At 51.9% G+C, this 21,252-nt stretch carries 12 protein-coding genes and 1 pseudogene; 6 read left to right on the top strand and 7 right to left on the bottom strand.

The window, feature by feature from the left end:
- Positions 1-38: 38 nt before the first annotated feature.
- Both ACM1PF_RS18875 and ACM1PF_RS18870 read right to left on the bottom strand, forming a co-directional pair.
- Complete coding sequence (locus ACM1PF_RS18875) at positions 39-704, bottom strand: alpha/beta hydrolase (protein WP_416666193.1); 666 nt, start codon at positions 702-704, stop codon at positions 39-41.
- A gap of 18 nt (positions 705-722) precedes the next feature.
- Positions 723-1,541 (bottom strand): TIGR00297 family protein, encoded by an 819-nt coding sequence (locus ACM1PF_RS18870; RefSeq protein ID WP_416666192.1) that lies wholly within the window; start codon positions 1,539-1,541, stop codon positions 723-725.
- A 248-nt stretch (positions 1,542-1,789) separates the two neighbouring features.
- On the opposite strand from ACM1PF_RS18870, the gene ACM1PF_RS18865 reads away from it, so the two are divergent.
- Positions 1,790-4,015 (top strand): GAF domain-containing sensor histidine kinase, encoded by a 2,226-nt coding sequence (locus ACM1PF_RS18865; protein ID WP_416666190.1) that lies wholly within the window; start codon positions 1,790-1,792, stop codon positions 4,013-4,015.
- 12 nt (positions 4,016-4,027) lie between these two features.
- On the opposite strand, the gene ACM1PF_RS18860 is transcribed toward ACM1PF_RS18865, so the two are convergent.
- Positions 4,028-6,178 (bottom strand): ATP-binding protein, encoded by a 2,151-nt coding sequence (locus ACM1PF_RS18860; RefSeq protein ID WP_416666188.1) that lies wholly within the window; start codon positions 6,176-6,178, stop codon positions 4,028-4,030.
- Between the two features lie 790 nt (positions 6,179-6,968).
- Here ACM1PF_RS18860 and ACM1PF_RS18855 point away from each other — a divergent pair.
- Both ACM1PF_RS18855 and ACM1PF_RS18850 read left to right on the top strand, forming a co-directional pair.
- Positions 6,969-8,069: a DUF4347 domain-containing protein gene (locus ACM1PF_RS18855; RefSeq protein WP_416666186.1), complete on the top strand. Its 1,101-nt coding sequence runs from the start codon at positions 6,969-6,971 to the stop codon at positions 8,067-8,069.
- A 98-nt stretch (positions 8,070-8,167) separates the two neighbouring features.
- Entirely contained in the window at positions 8,168-11,179 is a 3,012-nt protein-coding gene (locus ACM1PF_RS18850; protein WP_416666184.1) for a type I secretion C-terminal target domain-containing protein, read from the top strand.
- Positions 11,180-11,278: 99 nt separating this feature from the next.
- Here the strand turns inward: ACM1PF_RS18850 and ACM1PF_RS18845 are convergent, their stop codons facing one another.
- Positions 11,279-12,271, bottom strand: a complete 993-nt coding sequence (locus tag ACM1PF_RS18845) for a 2OG-Fe(II) oxygenase (protein ID WP_416666182.1) — start codon at positions 12,269-12,271, stop codon at positions 11,279-11,281.
- Between the two features lie 117 nt (positions 12,272-12,388).
- On the bottom strand, positions 12,389-13,957 hold the full coding sequence (gene purH, locus ACM1PF_RS18840; protein WP_416666180.1) for a bifunctional phosphoribosylaminoimidazolecarboxamide formyltransferase/IMP cyclohydrolase: 1,569 nt from the start codon (positions 13,955-13,957) through the stop codon (positions 12,389-12,391).
- Positions 13,958-14,166: 209 nt separating this feature from the next.
- On the opposite strand from purH, the gene ACM1PF_RS18835 reads away from it, so the two are divergent.
- The gene (locus ACM1PF_RS18835) at positions 14,167-15,321 is read left to right on the top strand and encodes an ABC transporter permease (protein ID WP_416666178.1); all 1,155 of its coding nucleotides are present in this window, start codon (positions 14,167-14,169) and stop codon (positions 15,319-15,321) included.
- A gap of 76 nt (positions 15,322-15,397) precedes the next feature.
- Positions 15,398-16,006 (top strand): Uma2 family endonuclease, encoded by a 609-nt coding sequence (locus ACM1PF_RS18830; protein ID WP_416666176.1) that lies wholly within the window; start codon positions 15,398-15,400, stop codon positions 16,004-16,006.
- 20 nt (positions 16,007-16,026) lie between these two features.
- On the opposite strand, the pseudogene ribD reads toward ACM1PF_RS18830, so the two are convergent.
- A pseudogene (gene ribD / locus ACM1PF_RS18825) lies at positions 16,027-17,138 on the bottom strand (bifunctional diaminohydroxyphosphoribosylaminopyrimidine deaminase/5-amino-6-(5-phosphoribosylamino)uracil reductase RibD).
- Between the two features lie 597 nt (positions 17,139-17,735).
- Here ribD and ACM1PF_RS18820 point away from each other — a divergent pair.
- A complete protein-coding gene (locus tag ACM1PF_RS18820) occupies positions 17,736-19,157 on the top strand; it encodes a PP2C family protein-serine/threonine phosphatase (protein ID WP_416666174.1) in 1,422 nt (473 codons plus the stop codon).
- A 389-nt stretch (positions 19,158-19,546) separates the two neighbouring features.
- Here the strand turns inward: ACM1PF_RS18820 and gnd are convergent, their stop codons facing one another.
- A complete protein-coding gene (gene gnd / locus ACM1PF_RS18815) occupies positions 19,547-20,962 on the bottom strand; it encodes a decarboxylating NADP(+)-dependent phosphogluconate dehydrogenase (RefSeq protein WP_416666172.1) in 1,416 nt (471 codons plus the stop codon).
- Positions 20,963-21,252: the final 290 nt, after the last annotated feature.

The raw sequence follows: 21,252 nt of genomic DNA, 5'->3' as shown, positions 1-21,252 counted from the left end.
CAGCACGGTAGATTCTGCCTACCTCTATCCTATAGTGGTCATGCCGATGAATCGGGCAAAAATCTGCTTTCTTCTATAAAACTTTGCATCAGACCTAATACGATCGGCGGAATTTCATGTCCCATGTCCAATTCGTGGTACTGCACCGATCGCTTCAGGGCCAGTAAGCCGTCCCGCGCTTGATGCGAAGCGGCCAGGGGAACCACCTGATCCTGGCGACCGTGCACTATCAAAATGGGAGAGGAAGTGCTGGACTGCTCAAGAATCCGGGAAGGGGCATGAAGGTAGCCGCTCAGAACCATAAGAGCCGCCAGAGGCAAGGTCAGTCCCACATCCAGCGTCATCGCCCCTCCCTGAGAAAAGCCACCCAGGATAGTCCGTTCTAATGGGATGCCGGTAGATTGCTCCAGGGATAGGAGCCATTTCGTTAGTTGATTTCGGCTTTCGACCAGTTCCGGTTGTTCATAAAATGCAGGACTCCCCATCGCTCCATCGCTTTCGGGAAAGTTGTACCACATGCGTCCGGCGGGGGCGTGGGGAAAGGGAAAGGGCGCATCAGGAAACAGAAACTGGTAGTTTGGCAGATCCAGAAAGGAAGCCAGGGCTGCCACATCCTGGGCATTGGCTCCCCAACCGTGAAGGATGACAATCAGCCCTTGAACCGTTTCGCTTTTGGGTAGGGTAGAAATCGCTTGCAGAGACATGGATCCAGAAAATAAAGTTTAACTGACTGAATGCGCCAGGAAGGATTGATAGGCCAGGACTTGAATCAGTAAAGATAAGCCGATCGCCACCCCAGCTCCAATAAGGGTATTGACGACATTAACCATTTCGTTCGTCAACCACTCATATTTGCCCTGTAACGTTGCACCAATGACACTTTCCAGGTTCGTGGCAATAAATGCTGCAACCAGGCAAACTGCCACACCGATCGTACCAATCAGACCTACCCCCCAACCGACTGAAGCGATCGCCGCAGAACCAACCACGCCAGCCAGAGTCCCTTCCAGACTCACCGCTCCCTCAGTGCCCCGCTCAACCGGTTGAAACGTCGTGATCAGGAAGGTGCGTTTGCCGTAGGCTTTACCCACTTCACTGGCGCAGGTATCCGAGAGTTTGGTGCTGAGACTGGCGACGTAGCCTACCAGCGCAAGAATGATCAATTCTGGTGTCCAGACCGAGCCAAGGGTGGCAGCCACGTAAGCGACCAGAGCGCAGATGGTCGCAGTGAGCGCCGATCCCCAAACATTCTCCGGGCCCCTGGCTCCCGATCGCTTTTCTGCAATGCCAGCTGCTTCTTTTTCTGCCTGACCCAACCGCGTGACCGCCGATCCCACCAGGAAGTAGAACATCATCACCGTATAGCCGCGCCAGCCCAGCGTGCCCCAAATGATGATGCCCAGCACCCAGGCGTGCAGCAGCCCCGACGGAGTCAGCAGCTTTTTGGGGACAAACCAGGCAACGGCGAACAGGAGCGAATTCAAGCCGATCGCAATCAGCCAGGGCATGAGCACATCGAGCACTTCGATTGGAATAGACATGAACTTGTTTGCTTGACAGATTTGCTTGACAGATTTGCTTGACAGAGGGCTTATGGGGAGAGCTTGAGCGAGAGAAAGGAGAACCGTGTCCCTAAGACACAGCCTATTCTGGTTTCAAGATACCCTTTCCTTCAGGAATTGCGTCACTTTTCTACGAATTGCAACCAGACATTAATTTTCCTTGAGTAGTGTAGATTACATTTAAATACTGGGAAAACTAACTAAATCAAAGACTCCTTGTTGCGCGTATGACCTGTTCGTCGTCTCCAAATCATCCCAGCCTTGATCGAGAAAGTTTGTTGCGTCGGATTACTAATCGCATTCGGCAATCCCTGGATTTACAAGAAATTTTAGATACCACTGCTACCGAAGTTCGCTCAGTATTGGGAACCGATCGGGTGATGATTTATCAGTTTCATCCCGATGAGAGCGGCCGAGTGATTGCAGAATCGATTCAAGCCGATCGCCTGCCGTCGTTGATGGGACTTAGTTTTCCTGCCGATGACATTCCTCCCCACGCCCGCGAAGTCTTTGTCAAGTCTCAGGTGCGATCGGTGGTCGATGTAGTTGCGGGGCGGATTGGTCAAAGTTTGCCCTATCCTCTAGACCCCAAGGCAGACTCAGACGGCATTCACTATCGGCCGCTTGACCCTTGCCATGCTGAATATTTGACGGCAATGGGAGTTCAATCTTCCCTAGTAGTGCCAATTATTCACCAGGAGCGGCTTTGGGGATTGTTAGTTTCCCACCATGCGGAGACGAAGGCTTTTTCTGCGGAATTGCTGTACGCGGTTCAGTTGGTCGTTGAGCAATTATCGGTTGCCATTACTCAGGCTGAATTGCTGCGTCAGACCTGTGAGCGAGCCGATCGCCAAAGCACAATCAACCACATTACTGCGCTACTCCATTCTTCGCCATCAATCGAATTACAGTCCGCTCTGGAGGCGACGATCGCGGCTTTTCATGGGTCAGGGGGACGGCTTTTTATCATCTCCAACACCTTTTCAATGCGGACTGAAGACATCGCTTGTCCGATCGAGGTAGACAGTGAGCTATATACCTGGGGAACTCAACCTGTTTTCCTGGAATCGCAGACTCCGAAGTACCTGGAGCAATATTCTGCCTGGTCAGAGCCGTTTCAAACCCAGACAACCCTGCGTCCCTGGGCTATTTCTGACCTGTATCAAATTCCGGCGTTTCAACCATTTCAGGCGGCCTTTCGCGCTACCCCAATCCGCAGTGTATTGATTGTACCGTTGCAAATTCGGCAGCAGTTGACTGGCTACCTGAGCGTGTTTCGGGATGAAATTGAAACCACCACGCTCTGGGCAGGCCAATTTGACTCAGATGACCGACAGCTTTACCCACGATCGTCTTTTGCGGCCTGGTGTGAGTCGAAAAGTGGGCAGGCGCGTCTGTGGACAAAGAGTGAAATCAGCTTGGCGAAAGCAGTGGGACGGCAATTTTCCCTGGCGATCGAGCAACATCGACTGTATCGGCAGGTACAACGCTTCAATCTGGATCTGGAGCGTCAGGTGGCAGAACGGACGGCAGAATTGTCCCAAACCTTAGAGAATTTGCAGAAAGCCCAGGCACAACTGATTCAAACCGAAAAGATGTCGAGTCTGGGGCAGTTGGTGGCGGGAGTAGCCCATGAAATTAATAATCCTGTGAACTTTATCTACGGGAATCTGACGCACGTTACCAGTTATGCCAGGGATTTATTGGAACTGGTGCAGCTCTATCAACGGTATTGCCCCAATCCGGGAATACAGGTACAGTCTAAGGCAGAAGAAATTGATCTGGATTTTCTGGAAGAAGACTTTCCTAAAACCCTGGCTTCGATGCGGGTAGGAGCCGATCGCATTCGTCAGATTGTGTTGTCCCTGCGCAATTTCTCGCGGGTTGATCAGGCGGAGGTAAAGTTAATTGATATTCATGAAGGGCTAGACAGTACAGTCCTCATTTTGCAGCATCGCCTGAAAAATAAGTCTACGAGTTTGGAGATTGACCTGATCAAAGACTACGGTGATATTCCGCTGATTGAATGCTACGTGGGACAGCTCAATCAGGTGTTTATGAATCTGATTGGGAATGCGATCGATGCTCTGGAAGATCAGCACTTTGCCCAGTCCAGTTTGGGGCGATCGGAACCGCCCACCATTCGGATTCAAACCGAACAACTAAACTCAGAATGGGTCACCATTCGGATTCAGGATAATGGTTCAGGGATGACGGAAGAAACGCGCCGCCATTTATTTGATCCTTTCTTTACTACGAAAGCAGTAGGCAAGGGAACAGGGTTGGGGTTATCCATCAGCCATCAGATTATTACAGAAAAGCATGGTGGTCAGTTACGGTGCATTTCAGCTCCGGGACAAGGGGCAGAATTCATCATTGAAATTCCTGTGCAGCCTGTGCAACCCGTGCAACCCGTGCAACCCGTGCAACCGATACAAACCAGCAGGCTGTGAGTCAGAAGGGGGTTAGTCTATGTCCGTAATTGCGCTCCTGGGATGCTTTCGCCAGGTAAACCGAAAGGTGGTTCCCTCTCCTAAAGCAGATTCAATTTGAATGGTACCGCCTTCAGTGTCGATAATCTTCTGGACGATCGACAGCCCAACCCCTGTGTTTTCCTGGTCATCGCGGGAGCGCAAGGTCTGGAAAATCGTAAACACTTTCATGTGAAACTGCGGGTCAATGCCCGGCCCATCATCAGTAACTGTGAATTCGTAAAATTCATTCTGCTCTTTACAGCCAATCCAGATATGGGCATTGGGGCTGTCGTGATGTTTGACGGCATTGCTGATTAAGTTGGAAAATACCTGATTTAGCAGCAACCGTCGAGCTGGGAAAGTGGGCAGTTCTGATACGATGTCGATCGCCACAGTTGAAGGGGGTGCCAGGGAATCAATCACCTCATTGAGCAACTCCTGAACACTGACGAATTCAATACTAACCTCACGTCTACCGATTCTGGAGTAGTCCAGGAGTCCGTTGATTAAATCCTCCATGCGGTAAACTCGTTTTCGCATCAGTTGTAATTGATGTTTGTTTTCCTCAGGCAGTTGCTGTCCTAAATCTTCCTCCATCCATTCTGAAAGATTGGCGATCGCCCGCAGAGGTGCTTTTAAGTCATGGGAAACAACATAGGCAAATTGATCCAATTCCTGGTTACGATTTTTCAGTAGTGTAGTAGTTCGAGCCAGGATCGCATTTACCTGTGTGAGTTCATTTGCTCGTTCCTGTAATGATTGTTCAGCAATCTTTCGATCGGTAATTTCTTGGGTTGTAATGTTGATCCCCAGTACTTCTCCACTCGATTTCTTTAACGGGTAATAGCTCACCAGCCAATGGCGTTCCACCTCAGGCTGACTCGGAGTCATACCCTTCACCTCAACATTCAGTACAGGTTCGCCAGTAGTAATCACCGCTTCAAAATGCGGTTGTTGAACTTGCCCCAATTCTGGCAGAATCTCATGAACCCGCTTACCCAAATGGGCGGATGCGGGCAAACCATTAATTTGTGCAAGAGCGTCATTGATACGAATAAACCGAAATTCTCGATCCAACACGCAAAGCCCGATCGGCGCACTGGCGTAGATTGCTTCAATTTCTACAAGCTGTTGTCGTGCGGTTTCCTCACTGCGTTTCAGAGATTCTTCAAACAGTTTGCGACTCGTAATGTCCTGAATCATGCCAGTCATGCGCACTGCCTTTCCTGTGGCATCGTAATAACCCCGTCCCAGGGCATCAACCCATCGCAGGGTGTCGTCTGGTAGCAGCAGTCGATAGTTACAATCAAAGTCTTCGCGGTTAGTCAGGGCTGATTGAATGGTAGCCTCTACCCTGGGTAAGTCATCCGGGTGAATGCGACTGGCCCAATCCTCATAACTCCGCTCTGGCTTTCCCGGTTCATACCCAAAGATTGCTTCATGGATAGGTGTCCAAAACAGGGTATCCGTCTGCAAATCCCAATCCCATGACCCCATCTTGGCGGCATCGAGAGCTAGTGTCAGGCGATCGGTGTAGTGCTGAATTTCCTGTTTGGCGGTTTCAGCTTGCTGCCGGGCTTCCTGCTCTCGCACCAGTAACTCTTCCATGCACTGATTCGAGGCTTCCAGTTGAGCCGTTCGTTCGGCAACCCGCTGTTCTAGCTGAGTTTGGTAAGTTTTTAACGTTGCCTCAGCTTTGATTCGTTCGGCAATTTGAGCTTGCAACTCCTGATTGGCCTGCTCTAACTGAGCCGGACTCGGCAACGCCAGTGCCCCTGGCATAATCACAACCAGCTCGATCGCCGTAAACAGGGAAACGGCTGCCGTCCCAGCTTTGATGGTTCCAGATAGCCAATAGCTGGGATGCCAGAGAGTCCAGATAGACATCAGGTGGGTTGTACCACACGCCACAATGAACGCGCAGAACATCAGAAAAATCCAGTTGAACGGGAGATCAGCTCGCTTCTTGACAAAGTAGAAGAGTGTAACCGGAATCGAATAGTAGGCCAGAGCGGTCAACGCATCGGATACAAGATGCAGCCAGACTAAATCTGGTTTCCAAAGGTAACAGTGGCCGTGGGGAATAAATGGACTTGCAGCGAAAAAGAAGTTCCAGGTGTCCAGTGGGATCATGTCTGGCATAGAAGTTGGCTCGGAAAACTGAGAAGGATCAGGGGCTTTATCAGGAGATAGAGGATGAATGCTCTCTTGTCTACTATCTCTAGGAGGATCTAAATGGACTAAACAGGAATGCACTAAACAGAGGCGGGAATGTTTCTAGATCATACCGCTCAATAAAATGGCAAAGTTTGAAATTGACGATCCAATCTACGGTTTGATCCAAAGTTCCGCATAGATTCCTGTGTCAATTCCTGTGTCAATTCCTGGAATCCTTCGACTGAGCCCCTGACTTCAATCCCTCTCAATTCGATATAGTACAAATAAACTAATGCGTTCTCAGTAAAACTTCGTATATTATTAACGAAAGGAAAATTTAGAGAATCTGCTACATTTTTGGCAAAAACCAGGGAATTGGAACCCATTATGACTTGAATTCTAGAAAAGCTTTTTCTATTGTCTAATAGCTCTCTATTGTGCGGCGATTAATCAAGATAGCTGCATAAATACTTAAGACTACTTCCTGAAATCTGTCAATAGCCCCTTGCATTCCGATCAGTTTTTGCTTACAGTTTGGGCTGATCCTAATAAGCTCTATGTAAGAATACTGAAGCTACTGATAAATCTCAGTGTTTTCGTGATAAATTTGACTTTAAAGTTTTTAGCGTCAGGGAATATACGGTTTTCTACTGGTTAAGTCGCTCCGCCTAAAAAACCTTTTCAACGGCTTCGCAAACCGTTTTTGCATCTTGAAATCTGCACTTGACCGAATCTTCTAACTACTAAGTATTTGCACGCATAGGGATACCTAGCCATGAATGCCTTCTACCCTCCCAAAGAGCTGGTCGTCGTTGATCCAAGGGTCAATGACTACCGGAGCCTGATTGATTGCATCTCAGTCAGCTACGAGGTGTTAATTCTTGACACCGAACAAGACGGGGTACAACAGATCACGGATGCGCTTGCCACACAGTCTGGTTTAACAAGTCTTCACATTCTTGCTCACGGTGAGCCGGGAGGGCTGAAACTTGGAAAAGTTCAACTGAACCTGGCAAACCTGAAGACGTACGCGGCTCAAATTCAGCAGTGGACGCATTCGATCGCTCGGCAGGCAGATATTTTGCTGTATAGCTGTAAAGTCGCTGCGGGAGCTACGGGGCAAGCCTTTGTAGAACAGTTAAGTCAACTAACCGGCGCAACGATCGCAGCATCCACCAACCTGGTCGGGAGTAAAAAGTTAGGTGGAAGCTGGAATTTAGGATTTACGACAGGAGTACTAAAGACTCCCTATGCCTTTCCCCAGGCAGCGATGGAGGCTTATCCCCATGTCTTGCAAGAAGCGGTCGTGTTCTTGCGGGAAACCTTCACGGGAGCGGATGTTACGCCGAAGGAGTGGATTTTTGGTGTCGATGATCCTGAAAACCCGGATCGACTGAACCCTTTCTTGACGGCACGGGAAACGATCACTCCTCCTGAGGGTGGGCTACGGGGCAATCCAGGCACTCCTCCCTTCCCTGCCGTTGATCAGCCTGGTCAGGGGGTACTGCGGCTCACAAACGTCCTGAACGATCAAGCTGCCTACGTCCTGTACGATCAGCCGATTCAATCGAATCGGGGTCTGATCATCTCCTTTGATTTCTTCATGTACGGCGGGACTGGGGCAGATGGAATCAGCTTCTTCCTGGCTGACGGCGCGAATGCACCCACGGAAGCAGGGGCATTCGGTGGATCGCTGGGATACGCGCAAAGAACTGCTCCTACCAACGTTCCGGGACTGCAAGGCGGTTTCCTTGGCATTGGCTTTGATGCCTTTGGAAACTTCTCCAACCCAACGGAGGGTCGGGTGGGGGGCCTGGCTTCACGCCAAATGCGATCGCCATTCGAGGGAGTGAAGCCAATAACTATGAGTATCTGACGGGAACCCCTTCGCTACCCTTTTCGCTGGATGCCCCGGGCGCAACCGATCGAGAGGCGGCTCTCCGCACGGTAGTCATTGAAATCACCCCCAGTGGGATGCTATCGGTCAAAATCGATGCGAACCAGGACGGCAATTTTGATGGGCCAGGTGAGACCCCAGCAGCGTTACAGAATGTCAACCTGGTTGACCTGATCGATGCTGTTCCAGAAACGGTGACCTTTGGTTTTGCTGCCAGCACCGGCGATCAAACCAACGTCCATGAAATTCGGAACCTGATCGTTCAAACCTTTGTCGATGAACCGCTCAACCCGATCGCGGGTGATGTCACCGTAACGCTGCAACCGGGCGCGACGATCCCTATTGGAGATCTTCCGGTTTCTGACCCGGACGGCATTATCACCTCGATCGTGATTGCCACCCTGCCTGCTCCTGGGGAGGGTCAGTTATTTGTCGGGAATCCCACGGCGGGGGGTCGTCCAGCCGTTCTAGGGGAACAATTAACCGCTGCCCAGGGCGATCAGCTTTTCTTTGTGGCTGGCCCCAACTTTACAGGGGGTGGGTTCACCTACTTTGCCACGGACAATGACGGGCTGTTGTCCAATGTTGCTTCAGTCGGCTTAGTCCGTCCTCCCAACCTGCCGCCCTTTGCCAATGACCTGAGCGTGAATGTGGCTCCCGGTACGAGTACTGCTCTGGGAACGCTTCCGGTCGCTGACCCCGATGGCACGGTTTCGACGATCGTGATTGCCACCCTGCCACCTGCTGCCCAGGGTCAACTGTTTGTGGGGGATCCAACCCAGGGGGGTCGCCCGGTGACATTGGGTGAACAACTCTCCCCCGCCGATGCCAATCAACTTGTGTTTGTTCCCGCAGCAGGCTTTACGGGAGCGAATGTTTCTTACTTTGCCACGGATAACCTGGGGGTTTTATCCAACGTTGGGGACATCTCATTTTTGCTCATCGACGGGCTGATTCCACCCGCTGTCGATAACCTGACGGTGAGAGTCCCAGCTATTGAAGCAACACCTCTGGGGGTAATTCCGGCCACCGATGCCGATGGGGTCATTACTTCAATTGTGATTGCCACGTTGCCACCCCCCGATCAGGGACAGCTTTTTGTGGGCGATCCCAATCAGGGTGGGCGACCTGTCATTCTGGGTGAACAGCTCAGTGTGGCCGATGCGAATCAACTCTTCTTCCTGCCCATTGCTGGGTTCACGGGGGGAACTTTCACCTTCTTTGCCACGGATGACGATGGGTTGCTGTCTAACGTGGGAACGGTGACGCTCTCCGATGAAAATCTACCGCCCGTTGCCAGTGATTTGGCGGTGCAGGTGCTCCCTGGAATCACCACGCCTCTGGGAACGATTCCGGCTGCCGATCCGGATGGATTTATCACTTCGATCATCATTGCCACCTTACCCCCCGACGATCAGGGGCAGCTATTCCTGGGAGATCCAGCCCAGGGTGGACGACTGGTGACCCTGGGTGAACAACTCAGCGTGGATCAGGCCAATCAGCTCTTTTTCGTGCCTGGGCCAGCATTCACTGGAGCCACCTTTACCTACTTTGCTACGGATGATCTGGGGGTTCTCTCCAATGTGGCAACGGTGACGCTCAGCGATACGGACAACCTGCCGCCGATCGCCACCAACTTTACCGTTCCAGTCACTCCTGGCGTGAACGCGCCCCTGGGCGTGATTCCGGCTTCGGATCCGGATGGCTTTATCACCTCGATCGTAATTGCGACCTTGCCTGCTGAGGGGCAACTGTTTGTCGGTGATCCAGAGCAGGGTGGACGATTAGTGACCCTGGGTGAACAACTCAGTGTCGAAGATGCCAATCAGCTGATCTTTGTACCGCCTGCCGGTGACTTCGCGGGTGCCACCTTTACCTACTTTGCCACCGACAACTTCGGGGTTCTTTCCAATGTGGCCACAGTGGGATTGGGAATTGAAGTGGATCCCGACGATCCGGGAATTTGTCCACCGGGGATTTTTGAGCGGGGAGATGATGGCGACAATGAGCTGATCGGTACTGCGGCCAGTGACACTCTGATTGGCGGGCGCGGGAATGACACCATTCGCGGTCTGGAGTGTGGCGATGTTTTGCGGGGTGGCTCAGGAAACGATCGGATTTTCGGTGATGGCGGCGACGACTTCATTCTGGGTGGCTTGGGCAACGATCGCCTCAATGGCGGTACGGGCAATGACACCATCAATGGAGGTCGCGGCAACGATCGGATTCGCGGTGGCCCCGGCGATGATGTCCTGGCGGGTGGCCTTGGTAATGACACGATTCGAGGCGGTCCGGGGAATGACCTGATCAACGGCAACCGGGGCAACGATCGCCTGTTTGGTGACTCTGGTGATGACACGATCAATGGTGGCTTAGGCCGCGATCGGATTGATGGCGGTGCTGGGAACGATCTGATTACCGGGGGACGTGGCGATGATACCCTGCGAGGTCGGGCCGGTAATGACACCATTTTTGGCGGTCGAGGCAATGACCTGATTGAGGGTGGAGCCAACAACGATGTGCTCTATGGCAACCAGGGCAACGATACCCTGCGAGGAACGGCGGGTTCTAATGTTCTCTTCGGGGGCATCGGTAATGATTTGCTAGTGGGTGGCACAGGCAACGATATCCTGTATGCTGGGGCGGGTCGAGATACCCTCCGAGGTGGAGCAGGCGATGATGTGCTCTACGGCATTCGCGGCAGAAACCGATTAAGTGGCGGTGCGGGCAATGACACGATCGTCGGAGGGATCGGCAATGACACTATCACCAGCGGACCTGGAAACGATGTGCTATCGGGTGGCGGCGGCAGCAACCGCTTTGTCTACCGGAACTTCAATCATGGCGGTGATGTGATCACTGACTTTGATGTGGATCTGGATGACCTGTTCCTCAGACCGCTCTTCGCTGGAGCCCAATTTGCCCAGCGCGCCAATCCGTTTGCCTACGTTCAAGCCGTGCAGGCAGGGGCAGATACGATTATCCAGGTGGACACCAACGGCAATCAGGCAGATGGATTTATTAACTTCATCACGCTATTAGGGGTTCAGGCGGATAGCATCGGAGCAAACAACCTGATTACGGCATAACGGTCAAACCTTCCAGATCGGGGGAATTGTGAACCTCTTCCGATTAATGGGATCAAACTTGAGGAGTTGCAGGGATGTAGGGTCTACGTCCCTGTTTTTTTAGGCTCGACGAACCCAGCCGTTGATAGTAAACCGACTGTCTGCAAAGTCTCTGGAGGGACATTGAATGGGCAGGACTTCGTGCATATAGCGGCTGAGAAAGAAGACAATACTGTTGTTGATCGGCTCTACGGTGTGATAGGTATCGGCCTTGACATAGTAATTGTTACGAATTTGGCTATCGTAGATGACTAGCTCACCGCCAGAGAATGCCTTGGGTTCCTGGTGAAAGTAGTAGACGTAGGTGAGTTCGCGGGTAGCGGTGTCTGGGCTACCGTTATCGTTGTGAATCTTGTAGAAGTTGCCGTCGTTGTGCCCCGTCAGTTGCGATTCAATCTGGCCCAGGGAAAAGGGCGGAATCCCTAACTTAGCAATCACATCTGGAAATACAGACTGAATCCGCTGCTGGATCAGTTCTGCAAATTCGGGGAAGGAATAGAGCACCACCGATTTTCGGTAGTTGTCTGCTCCCGTTGAGGTAGTGGTGGAAACAAAGTCGGCTTGATGGGCCAAAACGTACTCCAGCAGGTGACGATGTTCGTCAGGGGTGAAGAAGTTTTCCAGTTGAATATAGCGGGAACGCAGCGGATCCCGATCGGTGGAGACGGGATTGGGGAATGCGGCATGGGCGGTTGGAACCCTAACCGATCGCGGTGAGGTAGTTTCCGTTGTTTGTACGATCAGGGGTGGGTCTGTCACCAATCCAATCAACCGATCGCAGGGGAACGCCAGCATTGCTTGGCCTTGATCCAGGGGAATTTGAAACAGGCGGCGGGTGCGTTTCCCTTCCCAATCCAGCAAAACTTCATAAAACTGTTGAATTAAGGGATCATCTGGCTCGACTGCCAGCGTCACATCCTGCCCACCCGATAGCAGCAGGGTGAGTTGAATCACCTCTGGGGGAGTATGGGGAGAATCGGGCAGAGATGCCTCAGAATGGGCAGGAAAGGCTGAACGCCTGGCGGGTTTGACTTTAGAACGGGATCTTGCCATAGGAAATATACCTGGGGGAGCTGTTTGTGCAGATCAGATATACCCTTACCCAACCTACACCTCAGTCTCTATATTGCCCAAGATCTGATTAGATGCAAATTTCCGATTGAATGCAAATCAATGCAAGAAATGACGCATTCCAGTCAGGGCCATCACCAGTCCTAGCTGATTGGCAGCATCGATCGAGTCTTTATCCCGCAAGCTGCCCCCCGGTTGAATGATTGCCGTAATTCCAGCCGCGGCCGCCGTCCGCACCGAATCATCAAAGGGGAAAAATCCATCACTGGCTAGAACCGCTCCCGTTGCCAACTCACCCGCCTGCTCCAGGGCAATTTTGACTGAACCCACCCGATTCATTTGCCCCGCTCCAACTCCGCGTGTGGTGCGATCGTTTGTCACCACGATCGCATTCGACTTGACGTGCTTACAAACCTTCCAGGCAAACAGCATTTCCTCAATTTGGGCCGTCGTGGGCTGACGTTCTGTCACCACCTGCCATTGCGTTGGATCAGCGATTTGTTCATCGGCGGCTTGCACCAGAAACCCACCCGCAATTTGCTTAACTAAATTCGGGGAACCGCTCACCAGATCGGGCAGAACCAACACTCGAACTTTGGACTTTGCCGCCAGGATTTCCTGAGCCTCTGGTTCACAACCGGGTGCTACTACACATTCCAGGAAGGTTTTCGTCAGTTCCGTGGCCGTTTCTGCATCGATCGGCTGGTTCAGAGCCACAATCCCACCAAAGGCAGAAACCGAATCCGCCTGAAATGCTTTCTGGTAAGCCTCCACTAACCGATCGCCCAGGGCCACACCACAGGGATTCGTATGTTTGATGATGACGGCCGCTGGGGAACCCTCAGCAAACTCTGCTACAATTCGCCGTGCTGCTTCCAGATCCACCAGATTGTTATAGCTCAACTCCTTGCCTTGCAGCTTTTGAGCGGCAGCCCATCCGGTAGGTGCAGCCCCCGTTTGATACCATGCGGCAGGTTGATGGGGATTCTCGCCATAGCGAAGGGACTGAATCTGGGAACCCGCTAGATGGAAGGAGGCAGGTAGGGAGGATGGGGTTGCGTCTGAGGCGATTGGGGCAGTTTCCTGGTGCTCCAGGCTTTCCAGATAGGTAGAAATGGCGCGATCGTAGGCTCCGGTATGCTGAAATGCTTTCAGAGCACAAGCCTGCCGAAAGTTGAAGGAGGGTTCTCCCTGACGCAGTTCATTTAGATAGGCTTCATACTGGCTAGGCTGACAGAGCACCGTCAGATGGGCAAAATTCTTGGCTGCCGCTCGCAACATAGCGGGCCCACCAATATCAATTTGCTCGATCGCCTCGGAAAGGGTGACGTTGGGTTGGGCGATCGTTTGCTCAAAGGGATAGAGATTGACGACAACGAGGGAAAACGGGCGAATTTGATTGGCTTCCAAGTCGGCCAGATCTTCGGGTAAATTTTGTCGCGCCAGAATACCGCCGTGGATGCGAGGATGCAGGGTTTTGACCCGTCCGCCTAGAATTTCGGGTGAACCGGTATAGTCGGATACCTTCATCACCGGAATTCCAGCAGACTGTAGCGTTTTGGCAGTTCCACCACTGCTGAGTAATTCAAACCCAAATTCCACCAAACTGCGGGCGAATTCAACAATTCCTGTTTTATCAGAGGTACTCAACAGTGCTAAACGTGACATGACCCTAAACCATTCTGTTTTTGTGCATTACCCAGCATAAGAGATTTTGGATTTTAGATTTGGGATTTTGAAATCTGGCTGGAGGGATAGAAGGAGGGCTGAAGGCGCGCGTGAAGTGGATAGACTGGTTAACAGGACGGGCAAGATGCTCACTCCACAAGAATCGCAGGTTAAATTCCAAATTTTCTAGCGGGATAGCGGGATTCCTCATGTTGACAACCCTCTTCGATCGCCTCCGACAGGTTGCAAACCATCGCCTATTTGATAGCCGCTTCTGGGCCTTGACGATTAAGGAAATTAATCAAATTCTGCGGAACAAGCAGCTAATTTTTCTGTTAATTTTTCCGCCGACGGTGCAGCTCCTGATCTACGGGGCAGCTCTGAATCCAGAGGTGCAGTTTTTGAAGCTGGGCGTTGTGGATTATGCCAAGAGCCAAACCAGTCGGGAGTTGGTGGCAGCGATGACGGAAAATCAAATCTTTGTGCCGGAGCTGTATCTGTTCAGTGAACGGGAACTGGGGGAAGCGGTGCGGCAGGGTAATGTGACGACGGGACTGGTGATTCCGCCAGAGTTCGATCGTCGTCTGGTGAATGGGGAGACTGCCGAGGTGCAAGTGCTGATTGATGGGGTAGATGCCAATACAGCGGGAATTGCCAGGGGATACATTAGTCAAATCATTGCCCAGTTTTCTCGACGGGTTTCCCCTGTTCCTGTGGTGAATCCGATCGAACCAGAAGTGACTTTTCTCTACAATCCAGGACTCCTCAGCAGTTGGTTCTTTGTGCCAGGGGTGTTGGGGGTGGTTTTAACCTTAACCAGTTCGCTGGTCTCTTCTGCCACCGTCGTCCGGGAAAAGGATACTGGAACCCTGGAACAACTGCTGATGACTCCCTCTGCCGCCTGGGAGATCCTGCTGGCCAAGATTGTGCCGTTGTTTGTCCTGCTGATGGGCGATGTGCTGCTGGCATTGGGGGTGGGTCGGCTGGTCTTTAACCTGCCCTTTCGCGGCAATTTCCCGATGTTCATGCTCATCTCAGCCCTCTACGTCAGCATTGGCATTGGGATCGGCATTTTCCTGGCCACCATTTCCAAAAACCAGAGACAGGTGGTTCTGACCTCGTTTTTTATTAACCTGCCGTTGATTCAAACCTCTGGCGCGATCGCCCCGATTGAAAGTATGCCTGCGTTTTTCCGCTATCTCTCGCTGGTGAATCCTTTACGGCACTATGTTGCGATTTCCCGTGGCTTTCTGCTTAAGGGGATTGGGGTGGCAGAACTCTGGCATCATATCCTGGCTCTGGGAGTGTTTGCGGTGCTACTGCTGATTTTGAGTACGCGACAGTTTCGGCGGCAGTTGGGCTAGGAGTGATAGACAAGCGCATAGGGCGATCGCATAAAATTAAATTACTCAGGATTCTGGCTGGTATGGATAGCTTGTAATGACATACACCCGCAAACTCTCGTTTGATGACTATCTGGGCTTGGAAGACACCGGATATGAAGGACGGATGGAATTAGTTGACGGAGAACTGGTTGAATTGCCGCCAGAGTCAGGAATCAATACCGAAATTGCTGCCATTTGGTTTGCGGCCTTGCTCTCCAGCGGTGTAAATTTGCTGCACTTGAAGATGGGGAACTGTGAAATTCAAACGCCCGTGTTAGCCCCTGGGGATGCAGCGAACCGATTTCCAGACGTGGTGGTGATTCGGGCAGAACATCGATCGCTCACTCAAAGGCGGATGACGATTACCCTGAAAATGCCCCCTCCTCGGTTTGTCCTGGCGGTTGTCAGCCCAGGGGAAGCAAACCGCCAGCGAGATTATGTTCGCAAACGGGCACAGTACGCTGCCGCTGGTATTCCTGAATATGTCATTGTTGACCCTGAAGAACAGACCGTCACCGTTCTGGGATTGGAGCAAGGTCACTATCGTACAGTGGGATGCTATCGGGGAGAACAGCGTGTGATTTCTCCCACATTTCCCAACCTGACTCTGACGGTCAATCAGGTGTTTGCCTGCATAGAGGATCACGAAAAGAATGTGAATTAGTTCTAAACGCAGCGGAACCCTCAGTCCAGGTAGCCCTCCACCAGCCAATCCACACCAACCGATCGCCAGGTGGTTTGCTTCAGGGTTAGAGCCTGGGTCATTTGAGTCAATCCCAGATCGCCGACGGGGGAGGGGGCGGTTGAACCCCCGATGATTTTGGGCGCGATAAAGGCAAGAATTTTTTGAACCGTTTTATCGTGGATTGCTTCGGCTGCCAGGGTACCACCGCATTCCCAGAGCACGGACATAGCACCGCGATCGTAGAGTTGTCCCATGACTGCGGCGGGGGTGAGTTGCGCCAGTTCCATTACCTCGACTCCCTGCTGCTGGAGCTGTTCCTGGAGGGGGGGATTGGCTCCGGGTGTGGTGAATACAAGGGTGGGGGCAGTTTGGGTGTGCCAGAGGTTCGCTACGGGCGGGAGATCCAGCGATCGGCTCATGATGACTCGGAGAGGGTTTGGGCCATAACCGCGACTGGTCAGGAGGGGATTGTCGCGCCGGACGGTATTGCCGCCGATGATGATTGCATCACAGCCCGCCCGCAGATCGTGTACTATTGCTCGCGCTTCGGGAGCAGTCACCCAGGCACTATGCCCCGTGGTCGCTGCAATCTTACCGTCCAGGGTCATGGCGTATTTCAAGATGCCGAACGGACGCTGGTGCAGAATGCGATAGACAAAGGCTTCATTTAACTTCTGGCAGGCTGCCGCTTCTACGCCTACACACACCTCAATGCCAGCAGCTCTGAGGCGATCGATTCCCCGTCCCGCAACCTGGGGATTGGGATCCACCATGCCAACCACCACTCGACGGACTCCGGCGGCAATCAGGGCATCGGCACAGGGAGGCGTGCGCCCATAGTGGCTACAGGGTTCTAAATTGACGTAAATCGTTGCCCCTTTAGCTCGATCGCCGGCTGCTCGGAGGGCAAACACTTCAGCATGGGGTTCTCCGGCTTTGGGATGGAACCCTTCCCCGACAATTGCTCCATCTTGAACCACAACGGAGCCAACCATAGGATTGGGGCCGTACATCCTCGCGCTTGTTTCGCCAGTTCCAGACATCGCTGCATCATAGGGCGATCGATCGGTTCCAGGGGTTGAGTGGGATCACTTGGAGTATTTACAGTCATTGGATCACTTGGAGCATTCGTTGGATCATTTGGAGCATTTTTATAGATCAATATTGATCAAATCGATCAAATTGATGGGAGAAATGCAGGTGCATGGAGGTCAGGAGAAGAGAATGGATCCATTTTTGGCAAGGGACAGCGAAATTGTACAGAACTTTACTGTGGTCGCAGTAAAACTTTATGCTTTCTGGAAAAACTTTGGGGCACTATGCACTTTGACGGGTATTTTAGGGAAGTTAACTTTGGGCAGATGTAGAGATAAACCATAAAGATTGAGTATAAACTTCAAGTTTTAAGTTATAAGATTTGAATTCCATGAGCATTCAGGGTGAGAAATCTGAATATTTTTCAATTTTTCCGGCTGGCAGCTCGCATTTTTTCTTCTAATCCTAAATTCTTAAATGAGGTTTCAGAAATTGATACGGCGATCGTTGAGGCATTCGTTAGAATTTAACCCAATGCGATCGTTCCATCGGCATCTAAACCCTAGCTGATCTACTTTTGCTGTCCACGGTTTTCCCTGTTTTCCCTGCGCTGCCAGCTTGCTGGATAGCGGCCTAATTCTTTATCGTTATTGCTTCCTTGAGCCTTGACCAGATGACTGCTGTGCCCGCCCCTAGACAGCCCTCTCAACCCTCTGATGTTGGTGGCAATTCGCCCGCCGACATCACACCTGTATTTGCGTTGAAGGAACTTGTTTCTCGCCTGCATCGAGAACAAAATAAAATTCAGGATTTGCTGAGTTCCCTGGGGTTCGCGCTGCGGAGCTTCAAGAACTTAAACCAGTTTCTAGAGCTAACCCCCCTGATTGCCAGCCGAGTCACCGATGCAGACGGGGGAGCCTTGGTTCTATTTAAGCCCAATGGTCAGATGCGGCTGGAGCGGCTGCACTGTCAGGATAATCAGTGTCAGGATGTGAAATCGGCGATCGAGAAGGCAGCTCGACAACTGATTCTGGACAAGTCCACCTATGGCGGGAAACTGGTGACATCCGCCAATCGCACGGCTGCGCTGGATTATCATATCAGCCATTCCCTTGGCTCGACGGTGCAGCTCTTTGGGACTGCGATTCTGACTAAGAATGTGGAACGGGGACGGCTCTATGTCTTTAGCCGTGATCCAGAGTACACCTGGACAGAAACCCGGCAGAAGTTAGTGCGATTGGTGGCCGATCAAACCGCAGTGGCGATCGAAAATGATGAGCTGACGGTTGAACTTCGCAAAAAAGAGCGTCTGGATCGGGAGCTAGAAATTGGGGCTGAGATCCAACTGCAACTCTTACCTCGCCAATGTCCCAGCATTGACGGCATTGAACTGGCAGCCCTCTGTAAAACCGCTAACCGGGTGGGAGGCGATTACTATGACTTCATTCCTGCCAACTACGATCAGATTCGGAAAAAGATTGGCAAGCTGGAATCGAAACGCTGGAGTTTGGCGATCGGCGATGTCATGGGGAAAGGGGTTCCGGCAGGGCTGATTATGACCATGCTGCGGGGAATGCTGCGGGCTGAAGTCCTAAACGCCCACTCTCCGTCTCGAATTTTGCAACACCTCAACCATGTCATGTATGCCGACCTGGAGAACTCCAATCGCTTCGTGACGCTGTTCTATTCCGAATATGATGCCGACACGCGGACGTTATCCTACAGTAACGCAGCCCATAACCCTCCCCTGCTCTGGCGGGCTGCCACAGGCACGATCAAACGGCTCGATACCCTGGGAATGCTGATTGGGCTGGATATGGACAGCAAGTACCACGAAGCGAAGATCAAGCTTTACCCCGGTGACACGATCATCTACTACACAGATGGTTTTACCGAAGCCGCCAGCCATCACGGCGATCGGTTTGATGAGGAAAGGCTGGAACAACACTTCAAATGGGCCTGCCGCAACTGCAACAGCCCTCAGGAAATCCTGGATTATTTATTCAATCAGGTCAAACAGTTTATTGGTGGCGATCGCAGTAATGATGACGATATGACGCTGATCGTGCTGCGGGTGAAGCCGGGTGAGGAGTGAGGAGCGAGGAGCGAGGAGTAAGTTTAGGTAAAGAGGGAGGAGAAAATAGGGGGTTCTTTGCTTCCGTCTTTCACCTTTATGAGGACTGGGAAGAGAAAAGGTAGGATCATGGATTAAATAACCTGTAAAGCGTTTTACTTTGTTGACTGGGCGGGCAAGATGCCCACCCCACAAGAATTTCAGTTTATTTAATTCGCATTCCTGGCATGGATGTTTTTCCTGCTAGAGGGGGAAACACAGAGGTAGAAAGAAATCACAAACCTTCTTCCCTACGCCGCACCCCTTCTACAGGCTACGCCCACCCTCAGTCCTCAGTCCTCAGTCCTCAGTCCTCAGTCCTCAGTCCTCAGTCCTCAGTCCTCAGCCCTCAGCCCTCAGTCCTCAGTCCTCTAAAACCACTCTGCGTGGAAGAATTCCCCTCTGGACTTATCTGTCCGTTCGTAGGTGTGGGCCCCAAAATAGTCTCGCTGGGCTTGGGTGAGGTTTTGGGGCAGTCGATCGCGGCGGTAGCTGTCGAAGTAGTCGAGGGAGGCACTGAAGGCAGGAACCGGAATTCCTAGCCTGGCAGCTGTTATGATCACTTCCCGCCATGCATCCTGGCGATCGAGGATGGTTTGCTTGAACTCTGGAGCTAGCAGCAGGTTCGGCAGGTTGGGATTTTCATCAAAGGCTTTTTTAATTTTGCCTAAGAAACGAGCGCGGATAATGCAGCCGCCTTTCCAAATCCGGGCACATTCACCCAGATCCACTTCCGAGTTAAAGAATTGCTTGGAAGCTTTGCCGATCAGAGCCATCCCTTGCGCATAGGAGCAAATTTTGGAGCAGTAGAGGGCATCGCGCACTTTGTTGATGAATTCTTTCGCGTCACCCTCGTACTTACCAGAGGGGCCCGTCAGTTCCTTGGAGGCAGCGACCCGCTCCTCTTTGATGGAGGACATGATGCGAGCATTCACGGCAGCGACGATCGTGGGGATGGCAACACCCAGATCCAGGGCAGTTTCCACCGTCCAGCGACCCGTTCCCTTCTGTCCGGCTGCATCCAGGATCACATCCACCAACGGTAAATCCGTTTCGTCATCCATTTTCTTGAAGATGTTCGCGGTGATCTCGATCAAGAAAGAGTCGAGTTCTTCGGTGGTGTTCCACTCAGCAAACACTTCATGCAATTGCTCGTGGTTCAATCCCAGGGCATTTTTCAGCATATCGTAGGCTTCAGCAATCAACTGCATATCGCCGTATTCAATGCCGTTATGCACCATCTTGACGTAGTGCCCTGCTCCACCTGGCCCCACAAACGTAACGCAGGGGCCATCATCCACCTGAGCCGCAATTTTAGTGACGATCGGCTCGATCGCATCGTAGGCTTCTTTAGTGCCACCGGGCATTAGACTGGGGCCGTTTAAGGCTCCCTCTTCGCCCCCACTGACCCCCATGCCAATGTAGCGGAGTCCGGTGGATTCCAGTTCCTGAGTGCGTCGTTCGGTGTCGGTGTAGAGAGAGTTACCCCCATCAATGATCATGTCCCCTTCTTGCAACAGGGGCTTGAGATCGTTAATGACATAATCTACGGGTGCACCCGCCTTCACCATGATTAAAATCTTGCGGGGACGCTCCAGGGATTGCACAAATTCTTCGAGCGAATAGGCAGCCTTAACGTTTTTGCCCTGCGCTCGCGTAGACATGAATTCGTCTGTCTTTGTAGACGTGCGGTTATACACGGTAATCGGGAAGCCGTTGCGCTCGACGTTCAGCGCCAAATTCTCCCCCATAACGGCTAGACCAATCAAACCAAAACTCTGTGCCATAGGACTCTGCTATTCTCCGCTTACTCTGGACAAGGGGAAACTCTGGTTACTGCAACGATCGGCTTTCAATACCGCATCACTTTTACCAGCGGGTTTCCCAGGGCTGTTGTGGAACTTTGTGGATTCATCCGACGGGATAGATTTACCCGACGGGATTTACTCAGCACACTGCACACCATTTAGAATCGCAAAATTCCAGTTAGGCTTGCACCTACCAGAGTAAACAAAGGTTCCTGAAAGATAGGCACACTGAAAGGTTTTTTTTATTTGATCGTCAAGATGAGGGGAAT

It is taken from the genome of Egbenema bharatensis FJBBOT/2019 (genome assembly GCF_048077055.1).
GTDB lineage: Bacteria > Cyanobacteriota > Cyanobacteriia > Elainellales > Elainellaceae > Egbenema > Egbenema bharatensis.
Note: the sequence above shows the minus strand (reverse complement) of the source record. Positions and strands in the feature narration are given on the sequence as shown.

What these genes read in the sequence shown, in the direction of transcription:
- ACM1PF_RS18875 (WP_416666193.1), bottom strand. Translation starts at nt 704, where the DNA reads ATGTCTCTGCAAGCGATTTCTACCCTACCCAAAAGCGAAACGGTTCAA.
- ACM1PF_RS18870 (WP_416666192.1), bottom strand. Translation starts at nt 1,541, where the DNA reads ATGTCTATTCCAATCGAAGTGCTCGATGTGCTCATGCCCTGGCTGATT.
- ACM1PF_RS18865 (WP_416666190.1), top strand. Translation starts at nt 1,790, where the DNA reads ATGACCTGTTCGTCGTCTCCAAATCATCCCAGCCTTGATCGAGAAAGT.
- ACM1PF_RS18860 (WP_416666188.1), bottom strand. Translation starts at nt 6,178, where the DNA reads ATGCCAGACATGATCCCACTGGACACCTGGAACTTCTTTTTCGCTGCA.
- ACM1PF_RS18855 (WP_416666186.1), top strand. Translation starts at nt 6,969, where the DNA reads ATGAATGCCTTCTACCCTCCCAAAGAGCTGGTCGTCGTTGATCCAAGG.
- ACM1PF_RS18850 (WP_416666184.1), top strand. Translation starts at nt 8,168, where the DNA reads ATGCTATCGGTCAAAATCGATGCGAACCAGGACGGCAATTTTGATGGG.
- ACM1PF_RS18845 (WP_416666182.1), bottom strand. Translation starts at nt 12,271, where the DNA reads ATGGCAAGATCCCGTTCTAAAGTCAAACCCGCCAGGCGTTCAGCCTTT.
- purH (WP_416666180.1), bottom strand. Translation starts at nt 13,957, where the DNA reads ATGTCACGTTTAGCACTGTTGAGTACCTCTGATAAAACAGGAATTGTT.
- ACM1PF_RS18835 (WP_416666178.1), top strand. Translation starts at nt 14,167, where the DNA reads ATGTTGACAACCCTCTTCGATCGCCTCCGACAGGTTGCAAACCATCGC.
- ACM1PF_RS18830 (WP_416666176.1), top strand. Translation starts at nt 15,398, where the DNA reads ATGACATACACCCGCAAACTCTCGTTTGATGACTATCTGGGCTTGGAA.
- ACM1PF_RS18820 (WP_416666174.1), top strand. Translation starts at nt 17,736, where the DNA reads ATGACTGCTGTGCCCGCCCCTAGACAGCCCTCTCAACCCTCTGATGTT.
- gnd (WP_416666172.1), bottom strand. Translation starts at nt 20,962, where the DNA reads ATGGCACAGAGTTTTGGTTTGATTGGTCTAGCCGTTATGGGGGAGAAT.